At 72.1% G+C, this 19,228-nt stretch carries 18 protein-coding genes; 6 read left to right on the forward strand and 12 right to left on the reverse strand.

Going from position 1 to position 19,228, the window contains the following annotated elements; genetic code table 11:
• Positions 1-26: 26 nt before the first annotated feature.
• Positions 27-404, reverse strand: a complete 378-nt coding sequence (locus OG900_15225; protein ID WUH95768.1) for a hypothetical protein — start codon at positions 402-404, stop codon at positions 27-29.
• Between the two features lie 125 nt (positions 405-529).
• Between OG900_15225 and OG900_15230 the strand changes: the two genes are divergently transcribed.
• Complete coding sequence (locus OG900_15230; protein ID WUH91326.1) at positions 530-1,144, forward strand: ATP-binding protein; 615 nt, start codon at positions 530-532, stop codon at positions 1,142-1,144.
• Positions 1,145-1,581: 437 nt separating this feature from the next.
• On the opposite strand, the gene OG900_15235 is transcribed toward OG900_15230, so the two are convergent.
• Positions 1,582-2,307, reverse strand: coding sequence for a SigE family RNA polymerase sigma factor (locus OG900_15235; GenBank protein ID WUH91327.1), 726 nt, complete (start codon positions 2,305-2,307; stop codon positions 1,582-1,584).
• A 220-nt stretch (positions 2,308-2,527) separates the two neighbouring features.
• Here OG900_15235 and OG900_15240 point away from each other — a divergent pair, with 220 nt between their 5' ends.
• From OG900_15240 to OG900_15255, 4 genes are all read left to right on the forward strand, one after another.
• Complete coding sequence (locus OG900_15240; GenBank protein WUH95769.1) at positions 2,528-3,205, forward strand: response regulator transcription factor; 678 nt, start codon at positions 2,528-2,530, stop codon at positions 3,203-3,205.
• On the forward strand, positions 3,202-4,737 hold the full coding sequence (locus OG900_15245) for a HAMP domain-containing histidine kinase (protein ID WUH91328.1): 1,536 nt from the start codon (positions 3,202-3,204) through the stop codon (positions 4,735-4,737). Before OG900_15240 ends, OG900_15245 begins: the two co-directional genes overlap by 4 nt.
• On the forward strand, positions 4,734-5,333 hold the full coding sequence (locus OG900_15250; GenBank protein WUH91329.1) for a hypothetical protein: 600 nt from the start codon (positions 4,734-4,736) through the stop codon (positions 5,331-5,333). The genes OG900_15245 and OG900_15250 overlap by 4 nt, the downstream gene beginning before the upstream one ends.
• 90 nt (positions 5,334-5,423) lie before the next feature.
• Positions 5,424-5,987, forward strand: coding sequence for a VanZ family protein (locus OG900_15255; protein WUH91330.1), 564 nt, complete (start codon positions 5,424-5,426; stop codon positions 5,985-5,987).
• Between the two features lie 45 nt (positions 5,988-6,032).
• Here OG900_15255 and OG900_15260 read toward each other — a convergent pair whose 3' ends face one another.
• Positions 6,033-6,326, reverse strand: coding sequence for an ATP-binding protein (locus OG900_15260; protein ID WUH91331.1), 294 nt, complete (start codon positions 6,324-6,326; stop codon positions 6,033-6,035).
• 91 nt (positions 6,327-6,417) lie between these two features.
• Positions 6,418-7,584, reverse strand: coding sequence for an adenosine deaminase (locus tag OG900_15265; protein ID WUH91332.1), 1,167 nt, complete (start codon positions 7,582-7,584; stop codon positions 6,418-6,420).
• 101 nt (positions 7,585-7,685) lie between these two features.
• Between OG900_15265 and OG900_15270 the strand changes: the two genes are divergently transcribed.
• On the forward strand, positions 7,686-8,483 hold the full coding sequence (locus tag OG900_15270; protein WUH91333.1) for an alpha/beta hydrolase: 798 nt from the start codon (positions 7,686-7,688) through the stop codon (positions 8,481-8,483).
• A 345-nt stretch (positions 8,484-8,828) separates the two neighbouring features.
• Here OG900_15270 and OG900_15275 read toward each other — a convergent pair whose 3' ends face one another.
• From OG900_15275 to OG900_15310, 8 genes are all read right to left on the reverse strand, one after another.
• Positions 8,829-10,103, reverse strand: a complete 1,275-nt coding sequence (locus OG900_15275; protein WUH91334.1) for a thymidine phosphorylase — start codon at positions 10,101-10,103, stop codon at positions 8,829-8,831.
• Positions 10,104-10,241: 138 nt separating this feature from the next.
• Entirely contained in the window at positions 10,242-10,643 is a 402-nt protein-coding gene (locus tag OG900_15280) for a cytidine deaminase (GenBank protein ID WUH91335.1), read from the reverse strand.
• The gene (locus OG900_15285) at positions 10,640-11,926 is read right to left on the reverse strand and encodes an ABC transporter permease (GenBank protein WUH91336.1); all 1,287 of its coding nucleotides are present in this window, start codon (positions 11,924-11,926) and stop codon (positions 10,640-10,642) included. The genes OG900_15280 and OG900_15285 overlap by 4 nt, the downstream gene beginning before the upstream one ends.
• A complete protein-coding gene (locus OG900_15290) occupies positions 11,923-13,032 on the reverse strand; it encodes an ABC transporter permease (protein ID WUH91337.1) in 1,110 nt (369 codons plus the stop codon). Before OG900_15290 ends, OG900_15285 begins: the two co-directional genes overlap by 4 nt.
• Positions 13,029-14,627, reverse strand: a complete 1,599-nt coding sequence (locus tag OG900_15295) for an ABC transporter ATP-binding protein (protein ID WUH95770.1) — start codon at positions 14,625-14,627, stop codon at positions 13,029-13,031. Before OG900_15295 ends, OG900_15290 begins: the two co-directional genes overlap by 4 nt.
• Positions 14,628-14,898: 271 nt before the next feature.
• A complete protein-coding gene (locus OG900_15300) occupies positions 14,899-15,978 on the reverse strand; it encodes a BMP family ABC transporter substrate-binding protein (protein WUH91338.1) in 1,080 nt (359 codons plus the stop codon).
• Positions 15,979-16,129: 151 nt separating this feature from the next.
• Positions 16,130-17,338, reverse strand: coding sequence for an amidohydrolase (locus tag OG900_15305; GenBank protein WUH91339.1), 1,209 nt, complete (start codon positions 17,336-17,338; stop codon positions 16,130-16,132).
• Between the two features lie 188 nt (positions 17,339-17,526).
• On the reverse strand, positions 17,527-19,122 hold the full coding sequence (locus OG900_15310; protein ID WUH91340.1) for a glycosyltransferase: 1,596 nt from the start codon (positions 19,120-19,122) through the stop codon (positions 17,527-17,529).
• Positions 19,123-19,228 lie beyond the last annotated feature (106 nt).

Here is a 19,228-nt window from a genome sequence, read left to right on the forward strand (position 1 = left end):
CGACGCCCGTCGCCGGCTGCCGGTCGTCAGCCGCCGGTCACCGCGCCGCTCGCCGGGCCGATGACCGGCATGCTGCCCAGCGAGCCGCCGTGCGTGACCTGGTCGGTGACGGCGGTGGTGGACAGCGGCTGGAAGTCGGCGACCTGCGTGCTGAGGCCGTTGTCCAGCGGGTCCACGCCGGTGTCCGAGAGCGGGTCGAGGGGCAGCCGGCGGACCGGGTCCACCCCGGACGCCACCGCCCCGGTCACGCTCTGGACCGGCAGCGTGTCCGGCGGGAGCGCGGAGTCGAGGGCGGTCGCCCCGGCGGGGGCGGCCGGGGTGGCCGCCAGCGCGGCACCGGCCGGCGCGAGGGTCGCGGCGGCCGCGGTCAGGGTGAGGGCGAGGGCGGTACGCAGGGAGGGCATGGGCACCTGGGCTCGTTCGGGGGCGGAGACGTGCTTTCCGGTCTCAGCGTAACGGAACGGGTGCGGTGCGTAGTTGTCCGACGGCGGGGGATCACCCGGGCGGGGATGCGGGAGAATGGTTTCCCGTGAGTTCACTTCCCGCCCGCGTGATCCTGCTCGCCGGGCCGTCCGGCTCGGGCAAGTCCTCGCTCGCCGCCCGCGCCGGACTCCCGGTGCTCGCCCTCGACGACTTCTACAAGGACGGCGACGACCCGTCGCTGCCCGCCCTTCCCGGCGGGACCGGGACCGACTGGGACGACCCCGGGTCGTGGAATTCCGCGGCCGCGGTGGCGGCCGTCGCCGCCCTGTGCGCGGAGGGCGCCGCGGACACCCCCGTCTACGACATCAGCGCGAGCGCCGCCACCGGCCGCACCCGGCTGGACCTGGGCGGTGCGCCGCTCTTCGTCGCCGAGGGGATCTTCGCCGCGGAGATCGTCGGCCGCTGCCGTGAGCTGGGCCTTCTCGCCGACGCGATCTGCCTGCGCGGGCGCCCTTCCACGACCGCCCGCCGCCGTTTCCTCCGCGACCTTCGCGAGGGGCGAAAGGCGGTGCCTTTCCTCCTCCGACGCGGCTGGCACCTCATGCGCGCCGAGCGCGCCATCGTCGCCCGACAGGTCGCGCACGGCTGCCATCCCTGCGACGCGCCCGCCGCACTGACCCGCATCCACGCCATTCCCGTCCGGGAGGTCGTCGCCCCCTAGGGCCGCGGGCCTGTGTCCGACCCGCGGCCGGCGCCGCGTGGGCGCTGCTGCGTCGGGCGGCGCCCCCAGGGGCGCGGGGCTGTGTCCGACCCGCGGCCGGCGCCGCGTGGGCGCTGCTGCGTCGGGCGGCGCCCCTCAGGGGCGCGGGGAACTGCGCGCTCAGCCGCCTACCGGCCGGTGGTCCGGCACGGACCGAACAGCCCCTTTGGGACGGTGACGACCCGCGCGCCCGGTGGGGGCTGGTCGCGCCCACGCGGCGCCAGCCGCAGATCAGACGCAGCCCCGCGCCCCTGTAAGGCGCCGCCTTACGCGGACGGTGCCCGGGGCTCCCCCGGGGAGGGACGCCGCCCTGCGGAAGGGTGGCCGGGCACGGGCGCAGCCGGGGGCCGGACGGCATCCCCCCTGCCGTCCGGCCCCCGGACCCCCGTCTGGTTGGTCTAGGCGACGAGCTCGCCGAAGGCGTCGTCCTCGTCGCGGCCGAAGCTCAGCGCCTCGTCGTCGCGCATCCTGCGCAAAGAGCGCCAGATGCTGCTCTTGACCGTGCCGACGCTGATCCCGAGTATGTCGGCGATCTCCGGGTCGGTGCGGCCCTCGTAGTAGCGGAGCACCAGCATCGTGCGCTGCTGCTCGGGCAGGCGGGCGAGGGCCTGCCACAGCACGGCGCGCAGCTCGGTGCCGCCCATCTCGTCGGTGTCGCCGACCGTCTCGGGCAGCTCCTCCGTCGGGTATTCGTTGAGCTTGCGCCGCCGCCAGGCGCTGATGTGCAGGTTGGTCATGGTGCGGCGCAGGTAGCCGCCGACGGCTGCCTTGTCGCTGATGCGGTCCCATGCGCGGTAGGTGGAGAACAGCGCGCTCTGCAAAAGGTCCTCGGCAGCGAAGCGGTCCCCGGTGAGGTGGTACGCGGTCGCGTAGAGGGAGGCGCGGCGCTCCTGGACGTAGGCCGTGAACTCCGCCTCCGCGTCGGTGGAGGGCGCCGGCGCGGCCGGCTCCAGCGGTGTGATGTACGCGGGCCGCTGCCTGGCCACCGTGTTGCCCGAGGTGCGTCCGGCGCCGCGGGCGTACCCCCGTCCGCTCGCGGCGCCGGACATCTCGGTGGTCCTGGCAACGGAATGCGCACGCGTCGAGTGGACCGCGGCGGTGGTGGTGCTGAGCAGTGCGTTCATGTCGCGCCCCCGTCGATGGAACCTGCAGCGTGGTTTCCGGCGTCGCAGCCTGTGCGGCGTGCGCTCTTCCGATGTGGCTCCAGATTGCCGGGCCAGTTTCATGGGGCTGTCCGCCGAGTGTCACAGGCCCGCAACAGAGCTCCCGCACCGCGGGGGTGCCTGGGGCACGAGTTGTCCCCGCACTTCATCAGGCCACCAGAGGTAGGCAACAATGTCCGGCGTGCCCTTCCTGTTGCTGATCGAGGATGACGACGCCATCCGTACCGGTCTCGAACTCGGACTGTCCCGCCAGGGTCACCGCGTGGTGGCCGCGGCGACGGGCGAGGACGGCCTGAAGCTCCTCAAGGAGCAGCGTCCCGACCTGATCGTGCTCGACGTGATGCTGCCGGGGATCGACGGCTTCGAGGTGTGCCGGCGTATCCGGCGCACCGACCAGCTGCCGATCATCCTGCTCACCGCGCGCAGTGACGACATCGACGTGGTGGTCGGACTCGAGTCCGGCGCCGACGACTATGTGATCAAACCCGTGCAGCCGCGGGTGCTCGACGCGCGGATCCGCGCGGTGCTGCGCCGCGGCGAGCGGGACAGCACCGATTCCGCCGCCTTCGGCTCGATCGTCATCGACCGCAACGCGATGACGGTGACCAAGGACGGCGAGGATCTGCAGCTCACCCCGACCGAGCTTCGGCTGCTGCTCGAACTGAGCCGCCGGCCCGGCCAGGCGCTGTCCCGCCAGCAGCTGCTGCGGCTGGTGTGGGAGCACGACTACCTCGGCGACTCGCGCCTGGTGGACGCCTGCGTCCAGCGGCTGCGCGCCAAGATCGAGGACGTGCCGTCGTCGCCGGCCCTGATCCGTACCGTCCGCGGTGTCGGCTACCGCCTGGACACGCCGCAGTGACCTCTGGTCCAGGCGGTGGCAGGTGGGGGTCGGGCATCCTGCGCTGGACGAGCCTGCGGCTCCGGCTGGTCGCCGTCTTCGCCGCGGTCGCGCTGACCGCCGCGGTGTCGGTGTCCGGTATCGCGTACTGGCTGAACCGCGACGCCGTGCTGACCCGTGCCCAGAACAGCGCGCTGAGCGACTTCCGCGACTCGTTGCAGCGCAATGCCGCGCTGCTGCCGGTCGTGCCGACCTGCCAGTCGCTGCAGTCCGCGGCGAGTCGTATCGGCGGCCCCGACACCTACCAGGTGGTGCTGATCAGCACCGGGCCCGACAGCCAGGAGTGCGCGGCGCCGTCGAACCGGGACGTCTTCACGCTCGACGACGTGCCGGGGACGCTGCAGAAGGCCGTCAACACGGTGCACAAGAAAGACCGGAAGTACCACCTGCACTGGGAGCGGATCTCCTTGCAGGGCCGGCCGTACCTGGTGGCGGGCGCGCGGATCAACGGCGACGGGCCGACCGGCTACATGCTCAAGTCGCTGGACGCCGAGCGCAAGGACCTCAACTCGCTGGCCTGGTCGCTCGGCATCTCCACGCTGCTGGCGCTGATCGGCTCCGCGCTGCTCGCGCAGGCCGCGGGCGCTGCGGTGCTGCGTCCGGTGCGGCGGCTCGGCGAGGCCGCGCAGCGGCTGGGCGAGGGGCATCTGGACACCCGGCTGAAGGTGTCGGGCACCGACGAGCTGGCGGAGATGTCGCGGACGTTCAACAACGCGGCGGAGGCGCTGGAGACCCGCGTCGAGGAGCTGAGCGCCCGGGAGGCGGCGAGCCGCCGCTTCGTCGCGGACATGTCGCACGAGCTGCGTACCCCGCTGACCGCGATCACCGCGGTCAGCGATGTGCTGGAGGACGAGGCGGAGGCGCTCGACCCGATGATCGCGCCCGCGGTACGCCTGGTGGTCAGCGAGACCCGGCGGCTGAACGAACTGGTGGAGACGCTGATGGAGGTCACCCGGTTCGACGCGGGGACGGCGAAGCTGCGGGTGGACGAGGTGGACGTCGGTGAGCAGGTGATGGCCTGCATGGACGCCAGGGCCTGGCTGGACTCGGTGGAGCTGGACACGCCCCGCGGGCTGCTCGCCACGCTCGACCCGCGCCGGCTGGACGTGATCATGGCGAATCTGATCGGCAACGCGCTCAAGCACGGCGGTTCGCCGGTCCGTGTCACCGTCCGCGGCGGCGATGACGACGACGGCGACATCGAGGTCGCGGTCACCGACCACGGGCCCGGCATCCCCGAGGACGTGCTGCCGCACGTCTTCGACCGCTTCTACAAGGCCGACGCCTCCCGGGCCCGCTCGGAGGGCAGCGGCCTGGGCCTGTCCATCGCGATGGAGAACGCCCATATCCACGGCGGCGACATCACCGCCGCGAACGACCCCTCCGGCGGTGCCGTCTTCACGCTGCGGCTGCCCCGCCGCCCGCGTGAGGACGAGGCCTCGGACGCGGTCAACGGGGGCCCCGCCGAGGGCCCGTCGGGCGGTACGCGATGAGCCGGCGTCCCCGCGCCGCGCTGCTCGCGGCCCTGTCACTGGCCGTCGGCCTGACCGCCGGCTGCGGCATCCGCACGACCTCCGTCCCCGTCGACGCGGGCCCCGCGCCCTCCCGGGTGTCCTGCGCGGTGCCGGCCCCGGAGAATTCGCCCGACGCGACGGACGCGCAGGTCGTGCAGGTCTACCTGGTGTGCGGGATGCAGACCACGCCGGTGCCGCGGACGGTCTCCGTACGCCCCCGCCCGGCCGACCGGGTCGAGCAGGTCAGGGAACTGGTCGCCCAGCTCCAGCGCAGCGTCCTGGCGGCCGAGGCGAAGGCCGACTTCAGCACGGCCGTCCCCGGCACGCTGGAGGTCAACGGGCCCGAGCCCGGCGACCCCTCCGACGCGCTGCGCCTCGGGCAGCCGATCGAGGACCTGCCGTCCTTCGCGCTGGCCCAGATCGTCTGCACGATCGCCGCGAGCCCGCTGGCCTCCGCCGGCCACAGCGTCGTCCTCGGCGGCACCGAGCACGGCGCGAAGCTCCGCCGCTACACCTGCACTCCCGACCTGCGGACGCGCCCCCAGGCCGCGGACAGCGCCGGCACCGAGCCCTGACCGGGCACCCCCGGGAGCGGGCGGGGACGTGCGGGGGGTCACACCGGGGCGACGGGAACCGGAGGGTCGGGATCCCGCGTCTTGGGCCGTGTGCAGCACGATGGCTCTACGTACCGGGTGCGCGCGGCCGGGCTCCTGCTGACCGCCGCGTATCTCGCTTTCGCCGCCTGGATGCTGCTCCGCCCGCACTACGTGGCGTGGGTGCCGTCACCGAACCTGCGGCCCTTCAGCACGATCAGGGCGGACCTGCGGATGGGACCGGGGCAGGCGGCACGCCACCTGCTGGCGGGTCTCGGCCTGCTCGCCCCGCTCGGCATACTGCTGCCGATGGCCGGCGGCCGGATCGAGACCACGGGCGTGGCGTCCTTCGTGCGTACGGTCTTCGCCGGGCTGATGGTCTCGATCTCGGTCGAGTTCACCCAGACCATGGTGCCGGGCCAGCTCTTCGACGTCGACGCGCTGATCCTCAACACGGCCGGGGTCGCCCTGGCCCACCTTCTCGTCGTCCCCCCGGTCCGCCGCCGCCTGCGCCGGCGGGACGCCCTCCAGGGGCGCGGGAAATCGCGCGACCAGCCCGCCACCGTCGCGCGGGTCGTCACCGACCCGAAGGGACAGTTGCTGTCGCAACCGGACCACCGGCCGGTGGGCGGCTGAGCGCGCAACTCCGCGCGTCCCCGCAAGGCGCGGCCTCACGAGGCGTCAGCCGCCGAGGGGCAGGCCTCCGAGGAGCCCCGAGACGGGGGCGACCTGGTTGCCGTCGAGGTGGTTGCCGGAGGGCAGCAGCCGGTTGCCCCTGAGGGCCGACGTGCCGCTGGTGAGGGCGTTCTGGGCGCCGGCGGTGGACTGGGCGGCGGCGCCGGGGACCAGGTTGGTGGCGGGGCCGAATCCGCCGAGCACCACGGGGGCCGCGGCGGACGCGCTGCCGACACCTGCGGCGGCGAAGGCCAGGCCGAGTGCGCCGACCGCGAGAGTCTTCTTCGTTCGAGTCTGCATGACTCCGGAACGTAGCCATCTTCTCACTCGCCGTGCAACCGGCGTGGCGGTCCCGCGCCGCCCGCACAAACTCCCGGGCGGCGCCCGCCGCTCAGCTCTCGCCGAGGGCGGAACCGCTGGCCAGCGGCCTTTCCGCGGTGGCCTGGTCGAAGAGCCATTCGGCCTTCAACTCGGCGAAACCGGGCTTGATCACCTCGTTGATCATGGCCAGACGTTCATCGAAAGGGATGAACGCCGATTTCATCGCGTTGACGGTGAACCACTGCATGTCGTCGAACGTGTACCCGAACGCCTCGACCAGGTGCTCGAACTCCCGGCTCAGGCTCGTCCCCGACATCAGGCGGTTGTCGGTGTTGACCGTCACCCGGAAATACAGCCGCCGCAGCAGGCCGATCGGATGCTCGGCATACGAACTGGCCGCCCCCGTCTGCAGGTTGGACGTCGGGCACATCTCCAGCGGTACGCGCTTGTCGCGCACGTACGACGCCAGCCGGCCGAGCGAGACCTGGCCGCCGGGCCCCGCCTCGATGTCGTCGATGATCCGCACCCCGTGGCCCAGGCGGTCCGCGCCGCACCACTGGAGCGCCTGCCAGATCGACGGCAGGCCGAACGCCTCGCCTGCGTGGATCGTGAAGTGGTTGTTCTCCCGCTTCAGGTACTCGAACGCGTCCAGGTGGCGGGTGGGCGGGTAACCGGCCTCAGCGCCCGCGATGTCGAAGCCGACGACGCCCGAGTCGCGGTAGGAGTTGGCCAGTTCGGCGATCTCCTGCGAGCGGGCCGCGTGCCGCATCGCGGTGAGCAGCGCCCCCACCCTGATCCGGTTGCCGTCCGCGCGCGCCCGCCGCTCGCCCTCGCGGAAGCCGGAGTTGACCGCCTCCACGACCTCTTCGAGGGTGAGCCCGCCCTCAAGGTGCTGCTCCGGCGCGTAGCGCACCTCGGCATAGACGACGCCGTCGGCCGCCAGGTCCTCGGCGCACTCGGCGGCGACCCGGATCAGAGCATCACGGGTCTGCATCACCGCACAGGTGTGCGCGAAGGTTTCCAGGTACCGTTCGAGTGAGCCGGAGTCGGCGGCCTCCCTGAACCACGTCCCGAGCTTGTCGGGTTCGCTCTCCGGGAGGGCGTCATAGCCCGTCTCACGTGCGATGTCGATGATGGTGCCGGGGCGCAGGCCACCGTCGAGGTGATCGTGCAGCAGCACCTTGGGGGCGCGTCGGATCTGTTCCCGGGTCGGAACGCCCGGTTTCGGCTTCTGCATGGTCGAAACTCTACGCCCTACGCGCGTAGAACTCGCGGAGAGGCCAAATATTTTCCGCCCGGCCATACTGTGCACACCCCTGTGTCTGCCATCGTTGCGCCATGGCTTCACAAGCATTACCGGCGCGTGGCGCACGGCTCGGGCGCCCGGTCGCGCCCGGCCTCGTGCCGGCGTCGCGACAGCGCGAGAGATCCGACGAGGGTGCCGCCGGCGCCTTCGTCCGCGCCGTCGTGCTCGCGCTCCCGGGCGGTGACGCGCTCAGCACGCGGCGCCGCTCCCCCGTGGCCGCCGCCGTCATGTGGCCGCTGGCCAGGCACCTGGTACGCCAGGGACACGCCGACGGAGTCGCCGCCCACGTCGTCCACTACCGCTTCCGCGGCTGGAACGGCGGCCACGCGCACCCCGCCGAGGACGCGGAGTGGGCCGTGGGCGAGGCGATCCGGCGCTACGGCGACGTGCCCGTGTGCCTCGTCGGCATGGACATGGGGGCGCGCGCCGCGCTCCACGCCGCCGGGCACCCCGCGGTGGTCTCCGTGGTGGCCCTCGCGCCCTGGCTCCCGGGCGGGCCGGAGCCCGAGCCGGTCAAGCAGCTCATCGGCCGCCGGGTGCTGCTCGTGCACGGCACGCAGGACGACTCCACCGACCCCGACCTGTCCTACCGCTTCGCGGAACGGGCCAAGAAGGTCAACCGGCAGGTCTGCCGCTTCGAAGTCCACTCCGACGGGCACGGTCTGCACCAGCATCGGGCCGAGGTCTTCGCCCTCGCCACGGACTTCGTCCTCGGCTCGCTCCTCGACCGCCCTTACGCGCGCCCCGTCGCCGACGCGCTGGCGGCTCCGCCGCCGCTGGGGCTGCGCATGCCCCTGGCCACGGGTTTCGGCCGCGCCCTGCGCGCGTAGCGCGGCCTTTCCTGACCGCATCTCCACCGGCGTTACGCATCCCGCAGCGCCGCTGTGTGGGGGCTTGTCGGGCAGTTCCCCGCGCCCCTGGGTGATTGCCCCTTGCGGTGCGTTGCTTTCTTCCCCGCCTCTTCGGCGGGGCGCTCCGTTCTCCCCCAGAACTTCGCCTGGGGGTACCCCCACGCGCCCCTGAAAAACGCGTGCCCTCCTGCGCAGAGCCCAGCCCCTGGCAGGGGCAGGAGGACGGAGGCCCCAAGGGGCTCGGGGAACTGCGAGACCAGCCCCCACCAGGGCCGCAGGCAGGCAACGCGCCGCAAGGGGCAGCCCCGGCGCGGGGGCGGCGGGTCAGGCGATGCGGTCGAGGATGAGCGGGGGCGCCTGGAAGGTGCCGGCGGGTGAGACGGAGAAGGCGCCGGCCAGGGCCTCTTCCGCGTACGGGAACTTTTCCGGCGTGTCCGTGTGGAGGGTCAGAAGGGGCGCACCCTCCTGGACGTGGTCGCCCGGACGGGCGTGGAGCTCGACGCCGGCTCCCGCCTGGACGGAGTCCTCCTTGCGGGCGCGCCCGGCGCCGAGCCGCCACGCGGCGACACCGACGGCGTAGGCGTCGAGCGCGGTGAGCACCCCGGTCGCGGGGGCCGCGATGACGTGCCGCTCACGGGCGGTGGGCAGCACGGCGTCCGGGTCGCCCCCCTGCGCACGGATCATGCGGCGCCAGACGTCCATCGCGGAGCCGTCCGCGAGGGCCTTGGCGGGGTCGGCGTCCGGGAGGCCGGCGGCGGTGAGCATCTCGCGGGCCAGGGCGAGGGTGAGTTCGACCACGTCGGCGGGGCCGCCGCCCGCCAGGACCTCGACGGATTCGCGGACTTCGAGGGCATTGCCCGCGGTCAGGCCGAGCGGTACGGACATGTCGGTGAGGAGCGCGACGGTGCGCACACCGTGGTCGTTGCCGAGACCGACCATCGTGGCGGCGAGTTCGCGGGCGTCGTCGAGGGACTTCATGAAGGCCCCGGAGCCGACCTTGACGTCGAGCACGAGCGACCCGGTGCCCTCGGCGATCTTCTTCGACATGATGGACGAGGCGATCAGCGGGATCGCCTCGACCGTGCCGGTGACGTCCCGCAGGGCGTAGAGCTTCTTGTCGGCGGGCGCGAGGCCGTCCCCGGCGGCGCAGATGACCGCGCCGGTGTCGCCGAGCACGGCGAGCATCTCCTCGTTGGACAGTGCCGCCCGCCAGCCGGGGATGGATTCGAGCTTGTCGAGGGTGCCGCCGGTGTGGCCGAGGCCGCGTCCCGACAGCTGCGGCACCGCGGCGCCGCACGCGGCGACCAGCGGGGCCAGCGGGAGGGTGATCTTGTCGCCGACGCCGCCGGTGGAGTGCTTGTCGGCGGTGGGCCTGGCGAGGGAGGAGAAGTCCATCCGCTCGCCGGAGTCGATCATCGCGGCGGTCCAGCGGGCGATCTCGGCGCGGTCCATGCCGTTGAGCAGGATCGCCATGGCGAGCGCGGACATCTGCTCGTCGGCGACCGCGCCGCGGGTGTAGGCGTCGACGACCCAGTCGATCTGTTCGTCGCTGAGCCGGCCGCGGTCGCGCTTGGTGCGGATGACGGTGATGACGTCCATGAATGTCCTCGCGAAGTGGGGCCGCCGCCCCGGCCCGCCCGGTCGGGCGGATCGGCGCGGCGGCCGGTGGTCTGGGCGGGCCGGCGGCGGCACGGCGGCCGGCCCGCGGTAAGGACCCGCGGTAAGGAGGCGTGCCCCTTACCGCCGGAGGTCCTCCGCCCCGAAGGCGTCGGGCAGGATCTCGCGCATCGGGCGTACGCCGGACGCGGTGTCGACCAGCAGCCCGGGGCCGCCGTTCTCCCACAGCAGCTGGCGGCAGCGGCCGCACGGCATGAGCAGGGTGCCGTGGCGGTCGACGCAGGTGAAGGCGGTCAGGCGGCCGCCGCCCGAGGCGTGCAGGGCGGAGACCAGGCCGCATTCGGCGCACAGGGCGACCCCGTAGGCCGCGTTCTCGACATTGCAGCCGACGACGGTGCGGCCGTCGTCGACGAGTGCCGCGGCGCCGACCGGGAAGCCGGAGTAGGGCGCGTAGGCCCGCTTCATGACGTCCTGGGCGGCGCCGCGCAGCGCCTCCCAGTCAACGGTGGCGGGGAGTGTCATCCGCCTTGTCCCTTCCGGTACGGCAGCCCGTCCGCCTTGGGCATCCGCAGGCGTTGTGCGGACAGGCCCATGACCAGCAGCGTGGCCACGTAGGGCGACGCCTGGACGATCTCGTCCGCGACGGTGTCGGTGGTCAGGTACCAGACTGCCAGCAGCACGGCGAAGCCCAGTGCGAAGCCCGCCGACAGGTACGCCTTGCGGACGTACTTCCAGATCGCCATCGCCAGCAGCAGCACCGCGAGCAGCAGGAGCAGCGCGTGGACGGAGTCGCTGCCGCTGCGCAGCTGGAGGCTGTCGGCGTAGCCGAACAGGCCCGCGCCCATGGCGAGGCCGCCGGGGCGCCAGTTGCCGAAGATCATCGCGGCGAGGCCGATGTAGCCGCGGCCGCTGGTCTGGCCTTCGAGGTAGAAGTGCGTGCCGATGGCGAGGAAGACGCCGCCGAGCCCGGCGAGGCCGCCGGAGATCATGACGGCCACGTATTTGTACAGGTAGACGTTGACGCCGAGGGATTCCGCGGCGACCGGGTTCTCACCGCAGGAGCGCAGCCGCAGGCCGAAGGACGTACGCCACAGCACGAAGAAGGTGGCGACGAAGAGCAGCACGGCCAGCAGCGTCAGCGAGGAGATGTTGGTGACCAGGCCGCCGACGATGCCCGCCAGGTCGGAGATCAGGAACCAGTGGTGCTTCTCCAGGCCGGCCAGCCAGTGGGACAGGCCTGGCACGGTGAAGGACTTGATGTCGTTGATGGGTGGCGACTGCTTGGGCGTGCCGCCCTCGGTCGCCGCCTTGCCGACGTTGAAGATGCGCTTGGCGAGGTAGGCGGTGACGCCCGCGGCCAGGATGTTGATGGCCACACCGGCGATGATCTGGTCGACGCCGAAGGTGACGGTGACGATCGCGTGCAGCAGGCCGCCCGCCATGCCGCCGAGGATGCCGGCGATGACGCCCATCCACGGGTTAAGGCTCCAGCCGGCCCAGGCGCCGAAGAAGGTGCCGAGGATCATCATGCCTTCGAGGCCGATGTTGACCACGCCGGCCCGCTCCGACCACAGGCCGCCGAGGCCGGCGAGCGCGATGGGTACGGCGCCGGTCAGGGCGCCGGCCATCTGCCCGGAGGAGGTCACGTCGTCGGCGCCGGCGATGGCGCGGACCGCGGAGACCACGATCAGCGCGGCGGCCACGATCAGCATGATCACCGGGACGGAGAGCCGGGTCCTGCCTGCCTTGGCACCGGCGGTCTTGGACGCGGCGGGCGGCGGGGTCTGGGTAGCGGTGGCAGTCACGCCGTCACCTCCTGCTTGTCGTCGGAGCCGGCCGCGGCGAGTTCCGCTCCGACCTGGCGCTGCTGCCGTGCGAGCCCGTAGCGGCGCACCAGCTCATAGGCGATGACGACGGCGAGCACGATGGCGCCCTGGATCACGCCGACGATCTCCTTGTCGTAGCCCTCGAACTCCAGGCCGTTGGAGGCGCGCTCCAGGAAGGCCCAGAGCAGCGCGCCGATCGCGATGCCGATCGGGTTGTTGCGGCCGAGCAGCGCCACCGCGATACCGGTGAAGCCGATGCCGGCCGGGAAGTCGGTGCTGAACTGGTAGGACTGGTTGAGCAGCGTCGACATGCCGACGAGGCCGGCCATCGCGCCGGATATCAGCATGCTGACGATGACCATCTTCTTCACGCTGACGCCGCTGGCCTGCGCCGCGGACTCCGAGCGGCCCACCGAGCGCAGGTCGAAGCCGAAGCGGGTGCGGGACAGCACGAACCAGTAGACGACGCCCGCGAGGCCGGCGAAGACGATGAAGCCGACGACCGGGTCGGTCTGGGTGGTGAAGTTGAAGAGGTGGCTGCCGGACGGGATCGGCTTGGTGGTGATGGTGTTGGCCAGCTTGTCGGTGACCCCGAGTCTGCCGTCCTGCAGGAAGTAGCCGATGACGATACCCGCGATCGAGTTGAGCATGATCGTGGAGATGACCTCGCTGACCCCGCGGGTCACCTTCAGCACACCGGCGATCGCCGCCCACGCGGCGCCCACCACCATCGCGGTCAGGATGATGACCGGGATCTGGATGAAGCCGGGGATCGACATCGAGCCGCCGACGGCGGCGGCGAAGAAGGCGGCCAGGCGGTACTGGCCGTCGACGCCGATGTTGAACAGGTTCATCCGGAAGCCGATGGCCACCGCGAGACCCGACAGGTAGTAGGGGGTCGCCTTGTTGAGGATGTAGACCTGGCTGTCGGACTTGCTGCCGTAGGTCAGCATCACGTTGAAGGCGTGGAAGGGCTCCTTGCCGCTGGCCAGCAGCACCAGCCCGGTGACGATCAGCGCGCCCAGCACGGAGAGCACCGGTGCGGCCAGGCCCAGCAGGACCCGGTCCTTGTCGAACTTCTTCATCGGTCCTCTCCCCCGGATCCGCCGGACTCGCCGAGCGCTACCGGATCTTCCTGCTGGTGTGCGAGGTGGCCCGCGGCCGCTCCGGTCATGGCCGAACCCAGCTCCTCCGGGGTGATGGTGGCGGGGTCGGCGTCGGCGACCAGCCGGCCGCGGTACATCACCCGCAGGGTGTCGGAAAGGCCGATCAGCTCGTCCAGGTCGGCGGAGATCAGCAGCACCGCCAGGCCCTCCCGGCGGGCGGCCCTGATCTGGTCCCAGATCTGCGCCTGCGCGCCGACGTCCACGCCCCGGGTGGGGTGCGCGGCGATCAGCAGCTTGGGCAGGTGGCTCATCTCGCGGCCGACGATCAGCTTCTGCTGGTTGCCGCCGGACAGCGACGCGGCCGTCACCTCGATGCCGGGGGTGCGGACGTCGTACTCCGCGACGATCCGCTCGGTGTCGCGGCGGGCGGCGCCCGGGTCGATGAGGAAGCCGCGGCTGTTGGGGCGCTCGGTGACATGGCCGAGGATGCGGTTCTCCCACAGCGGCGCTTCGAGCAGCAGGCCGTGCCGGTGGCGGTCCTCGGGGATGTAGCCGACGCCGTCCTCGCGGCGGCCGCGGGTGGGCATCCGGGTGATGTCCCTGCCGTCCAGCGTCAGCACCCCGGCGTTCAGGCCGCGCATGCCCATGACGGCCTCGACGAGTTCGGCCTGCCCGTTGCCCTCGACACCGGCGATGCCGAGCACTTCGCCCTTGTGGATGGTGAAGGCGATGTCGTCGAGTACGGTCCGCTCGACGCCCTCGGAGTCGGTCTCGAACATCCGCAGGCCCTGCACGGTGAGCATCGGCTCGGTCGTGACGGTGGACTCGCGGGTCTCCGGCGAGGGCAGCTCGCTGCCGACCATCAGCTCGGCGAGCTGCTTGGCGGTGGTCTTCTTCGGGTCGGCCTCGCCGACGGTGGTGCCGCGCCTGATGACGGTGATCTGGTCGGCGACGGAGAGCACCTCGCCGAGCTTGTGCGAGATGAAGATCACGGTCAGGCCCTCGGACTTGAGCCCGCGCAGGTTCTCGAACAGCGCGTCGACCTCCTGCGGGACCAGCACCGCGGTCGGCTCGTCCAGGATCAGGATGCGGGCGCCGCGGTAGAGGACCTTGAGGATCTCCACCCGCTGGCGGTCGGCCACGCCCAGGTCCTCGACCAGCACGTCGGGCCGCACCCCGAGCCCGTAGGCGTCGGATATCTCGGCGATACGCGCGCGGGCGCGGCCGCCGATGCCGTACGACTTCTCGCTGCCGAGGACGACGTTCTCCAGCACGGTGAGGTTGTCGGCGAGCATGAAGTGCTGGTGCACCATGCCGATACCGCGGGCGATGGCGTCGCCCGGGTCGCCGAAGACGGCCTGCTCGCCGTGGATCGCGATGGTGCCCTCGTCCGGCTTCTGCATGCCGTAGAGGATCTTCATCAGGGTGGACTTGCCGGCGCCGTTCTCGCCCACGAGGGCGTGCACGGTGCCGCTGTGCACGGTGATGTCGATGTCGTGGTTGGCGACGACACCGGGGAACCGCTTGGTGATGCCGCGCAGTTCGACGGCGGGTGGACTCGTGGACGCGTTGATGGCGCACTCTCCTCGGGGGAAAGGCCGGGGCGGTGGCGGGGCTGGCTGGGGGCGGCGCTCGGGGGTGGTGGTTGAACGTATCGCGGGAGTGAAAGCGGAAGGTATCGCGCGGGAAACGCTACGCGCGTAGCTGCGGCTTTTCACAGCACGGATTCGTCACGACCGGCCGGACCCGGGCGGAAACCGCCCCGGACCGTGACCGAGGCCCGGCGGGGGGCTGCTGCCGCAGCATCCCCCCGCCGGGCCTCGTCGGCCGTGTCCGCTCACCCGGTCACGGGGTGGAGCTGACCTTGATCTGGCCGGAGACGATCTTCTGCTTGGCCGCGTCGATCTGCGCCTGGACGTCGGAGAGGAAGCCGCCGGAAGTGGCGAGCGACACACCGCCGTTGGCGAGGTCGTAGGAGTTGGTGCCGACCTTCGGCTTGTTGTCCTTCTTCACCGAGTTGATCAGGTCGTAGACCGCCACGTCGACGTTCTTGATCGCCGAGGTGAGCAGGCTGTTCTTGTACTTCGCCAGCGCCGGGTCCTGGTACTGGTCGGAGTCGACGCCGATCGCCCAGGCACCGGACTTGCCGGCGACCTTCTGGATCGAGCCGTCACCGGACAGACCGGCGGCGGTGTAGATGACGTCGACGCCCTTGTCCAGCATGCCCTGGGCCTTGGCGGCGGCCGACGTCGCGTCGTTGAAGCCGCGCGGGTCGGTCTTGTACAGGTACTCGCGGGTCAGCTGGACGCTGGGCTTGGTGTCCTTGACGCCCTGGGCGAAGCCCGCGTCGAAGGTGCCGATCAGGGTGTTCTGCACACCGCCGATGAAGCCGACCTTGCCGGTCTTGGACTTCAGCGCCGCGGCCACACCGGCGAGGTAGGAGCTCTGCTCGGTGGCGAAGACCATGCTGTCGACGTTCGGGGCGTCGACGACGGAGTCGACCAGGCCGAAGGTCACGTTCGGGTACTTCTTGGCGACCGTGGTGACGGCGGTACCGTAGGTGTAGCCGACCGCGACGACGGGGTTGTAGCCGGCCGCGGCCAGCGAGTCGAGACGCTGCACGCGGTCCGACTCGGTCTCGCCGTTGCTGGCGGTCAGCTCCTTGGAGTCGAGCTTCAGCTCGCCGTCGGCCTTGTCCAGGCCGCGGGCCGCGGAGTCGTTGAACGAGTGGTCGCCACGGCCGCCGACGTCGTAGGCCATGCCGACACCCTTGGACTTGGCGCCGCCACCGGCCGAGCTGCTGCTGCTCCCGCTGCTCGACGGCTTGCTGCTGTCCGACGTGGTGCTGCTTCCGCACGCGGTCGCGGTCAGCGCGAGAGCCGCGGACACCACACCCGCGGCAGCGATCTTGGATACCCGGCGCAAGAGGGTCCCCTTCGGTTCGGAGCGCCGTCCGGCGCTGGCTAAGCGGGAGCTTAACGCGCGTAGATGTCAGGTAAAGACCGAATGAAGGCCTGTTATCGGATCGACGCATTTCCACCAGGTGAAACTCCCGTAGCCATCCCCTCACCCGGTGTCAGACCAGCAGCGCAACCCCGGTGAAGAGCTCCACGCCGACCTTGATCGCGCCCTCGTCCACGTCGAAATCACCCTGGTGCAGATCGCGCTTCGCGGTGTCCCCCACCGGCCGCACCCCGAGCCGGGCCAGCGCGCCCGGCACCCGCTCCAGATACCACGAGAAGTCCTCGCCGCCCAGGCTTTGCTCGGTGTCCTCCACCGCGTGCAGGCCGCGCCTGGCGGTCATCGCGTCCCGCAGCAGCTCGGTCGACACCGCCTCGTTCACCACCGGCGGCACCCCGCGCTGGTAGGTGATCTCGCACTTGGCGCGGTACATCGCGGCGACCTGGTCGATCACCTCGTGCACCAGGTCGGGCGCCTCGTGCCAGGCCGCCAGGTCCAGGCAGCGGACGGTGCCCTCCAGCTCGGCGTGCTGCGGGATGACGTTCGCCGCGTGGCCGGCCGCGATCCGGCCCCACACCACGCTCAGGCCCGAGCGCGGGTCGGCGCGGCGGGTCAGCACGGTCGGCAGCTCGGTGGCCAGCTTGGCGGTCGCCATCACCAGGTCGGTGGTCAGGTGCGGGCGGGCGCTGTGGCCGCCGGGCCCGTCCAGGGTGAGCAGCAGCTTGTCGGCCGCCGAGGTGATCGGCCCCTGCCGCAGGCCGATCCTGCCGACCTCGACCTTGGGGTCGCAGTGCACGGCGAAGATACGTTCCACCCCGTCGAGCACGCCGGCCTTCACCGCGTCGAGCGCGCCGCCGGGCATGACCTCCTCGGCCGCCTGGAAGACCAGCCGCACCGGACGGGGCAGCCGGCCCTGCGCGGCCAGCTCCGCGAGCACCAGGCCCGCGCCCAGCACGACGGACGTGTGCACGTCGTGCCCGCAGGCGTGCGCCCGGCCCTCGACGGTCGAGCGGTATTCCACGGTCTTGGTGTCGGGCACCGGGAGCGCGTCGATGTCGGCCCGCAGCGCGAGCCGCCCCCGCTCCGGGTCGTCGGGCCCGATGTCGCACATCAGCCCGGTCCCGCCGGGCAGCACCACCGGGTCGAGCCCGGCGAGCTCCAGCCTGGCCCTGATCTTCTCGGTGGTCCTGAACTCCTGCCGGCTCAATTCCGGGTGCCTGTGCAGGTCACGGCGGAAAGCGATGAGCTCATCGCGCAGTTCTTCGGACAGCGCACCGGATGTCGCTGTGGGTGAGTCGTTCACCCCAGTCAGGGTAGGCCCCATGACCGGCTCCTCTGGGCTGATCGGACAAAAACAAGTGCGTCTGGAGGAGAAGAAGTCGCCTGTTCGGCGCATACCCGGTCATCCTCAGGGGTATGTCCACCCTTTTGGGGTGAGGACATGAACACACCCATACTCGCTCAACGAGCATCCGCCCGCGAGGCAACGCGGACCGGCACCGCCGGTGAGCCCTATGGCCCAAGCAGGCGGGCGTAGAGGTCGAGCAGCGGGGCGGACTCCGTCTGCCAGGACCATTCGCGCAGGACGTCGACGCGGTCGTACGCCTTGCGGTAGCGCCGCGGGTTGGTCAGCACCGCGCCGACCGCGCGCACGAAGTCGGCGGTGTCGCCCGCGCGGAAGACCTCGCCATTGCCCAGCTCCAGGGTGGCCGCGGCCATCGCGCGCACATCGCTGACCACCACGGGGAGACGGGCGTGCGCGTACTCGAAGTAGCGGGTGGCCAGCACCGACTGGTGGTGCGGGAGCTTGTGGACCGGCAGGACGCCGATGTCCGCCGAGGCCAGGAAGGCCGGGATCTCCGCGACCGGGACGTACGGCAGCACATGCAGCCGGGCGTGGACGCCGAGTTGGGCGGCGCGGAAGCGCAGCGCCGCCAGGTCCGGGTGCGACGGGTCGGGGACGACGAAGGCCGCGTGCAGGTCGTACAGCTTGGGCAGCGCCTCGATGACGGTCGCCGGGCCCCGGTCGGGCGTGACCGGACCCGCGTGCACCAGCAGCGGTACGTCGGGCGCCAGCCGGCAGCGGTCGCGCACGCCGTGCGGATGCCGGGCCGCGGCCTTGGCCAGCGGCGGCGCGTTGCGCACCACGGCGGGGGTCGCCGGCAGCCGGTGCCTGGCCCGCAGCTCACGGGCCAGGCCCTCGCCGACGGTGACGACGCCGTCCGCCTCCCGGGCGAACGACCGCTCGTGCGCGTCCCCGGCCACATTGGCCCTGCGGGTCGGGGCGGGGGTGCGCGGCGGGACGTCCCACACCACCTCGACACGGTGCCCCGTCCCCTCCGCGCGCAGCGCCGCCCTGATCGCCACTCCCAGCGCGCGGTGCCCCAGCGCGTGGATGAGGTGCGGGCGCACCTCGTCGAGCACTGGGCCGTAGGCGACCTCCTCGTCCAGCAGGCCCGGGTCGAGCCGGCGCCAGGCCCTGCGGCCGAGCAGCAGCCGGGTCAGGTCCGTCATCAGGTTGTCCAGCCGGGCGTCCGGATGGCGCCGCCGGCGTACGGCCGCCAGGTACTGCGCCGCCCGCACCCGCGTCCAGCCGGCCCGCACCCCGTAGCGCACCCAGGCCAGCGCGTGGCCGCACCGGGCCAGCGCCAGCAGCGGGAGCGGGCGGTGCACCAGGTTCAGCTCCGCCGACCGGGTCACCAGCAGCGCCCGCGCCGCCTCGACCCGCACCGTGCGGTGGTCGTGCGCGCCGGCACTGCGGTAGGCCAGGGGCCAGCGCAGCCCCGGGCGCGGGCGCCGCACCCGGTGATTGCCCAGCACGCCCTGGACGACGACCTGCCGTACGTCGATGCCGCGCGGCGCCACGGTCGCGGGTGCCTGCCCCACGAGCGTGACACGGTAGCCCGCGGCCTGGGCCGCCGCCGCCACGCGCAGGGCGCGGGAGTCGCCGTCGACGCCGCCGATGGTGACGACCGCGACATCGCGTGGGGCCTGGGCCCCGGACACGGAGGAGTCCGGGCTGCTGCCCGGGGCCGCGATCGCCCTCGGGGCCGCGTCGCTCGGGGCCGAGGTGTGTGCGGGCTCGGTGCCGCGTAAAGGTCCCGCCATTCCCGTATTCAATCCTACGGAGATGATCATTGGGTTACGTCCGGCTGGACGCGGAGCGAACGAGGCGTCAGCTGACGCCCGTGCGATTGCACTGCGCTGCTTGCCC

Source organism: Streptomyces sp. NBC_00433 (genome assembly GCA_036015235.1).
Taxonomy (GTDB): domain Bacteria; phylum Actinomycetota; class Actinomycetes; order Streptomycetales; family Streptomycetaceae; genus Actinacidiphila.

Excerpts from the sequence above, each read along its gene's own strand:
- OG900_15225 (WUH95768.1), bottom strand. The coding sequence starts at position 404 with ATGCCCTCCCTGCGTACCGCCCTCGCCCTCACCCTGACCGCGGCCGCC.
- OG900_15235 (WUH91327.1), bottom strand. The coding sequence starts at position 2,307 with ATGAACGCACTGCTCAGCACCACCACCGCCGCGGTCCACTCGACGCGT.
- OG900_15250 (WUH91329.1), top strand. The coding sequence starts at position 4,734 with ATGAGCCGGCGTCCCCGCGCCGCGCTGCTCGCGGCCCTGTCACTGGCC.
- OG900_15260 (WUH91331.1), bottom strand. The coding sequence starts at position 6,326 with ATGCAGACTCGAACGAAGAAGACTCTCGCGGTCGGCGCACTCGGCCTG.
- OG900_15265 (WUH91332.1), bottom strand. The coding sequence starts at position 7,584 with ATGCAGAAGCCGAAACCGGGCGTTCCGACCCGGGAACAGATCCGACGC.
- OG900_15270 (WUH91333.1), top strand. The coding sequence starts at position 7,686 with ATGGCTTCACAAGCATTACCGGCGCGTGGCGCACGGCTCGGGCGCCCG.
- OG900_15275 (WUH91334.1), bottom strand. The coding sequence starts at position 10,103 with ATGGACGTCATCACCGTCATCCGCACCAAGCGCGACCGCGGCCGGCTC.
- OG900_15280 (WUH91335.1), bottom strand. The coding sequence starts at position 10,643 with ATGACACTCCCCGCCACCGTTGACTGGGAGGCGCTGCGCGGCGCCGCC.
- OG900_15290 (WUH91337.1), bottom strand. The coding sequence starts at position 13,032 with ATGAAGAAGTTCGACAAGGACCGGGTCCTGCTGGGCCTGGCCGCACCG.
- OG900_15305 (WUH91339.1), bottom strand. The coding sequence starts at position 17,338 with ATGGGGCCTACCCTGACTGGGGTGAACGACTCACCCACAGCGACATCC.
- OG900_15310 (WUH91340.1), bottom strand. The coding sequence starts at position 19,122 with ATGGCGGGACCTTTACGCGGCACCGAGCCCGCACACACCTCGGCCCCG.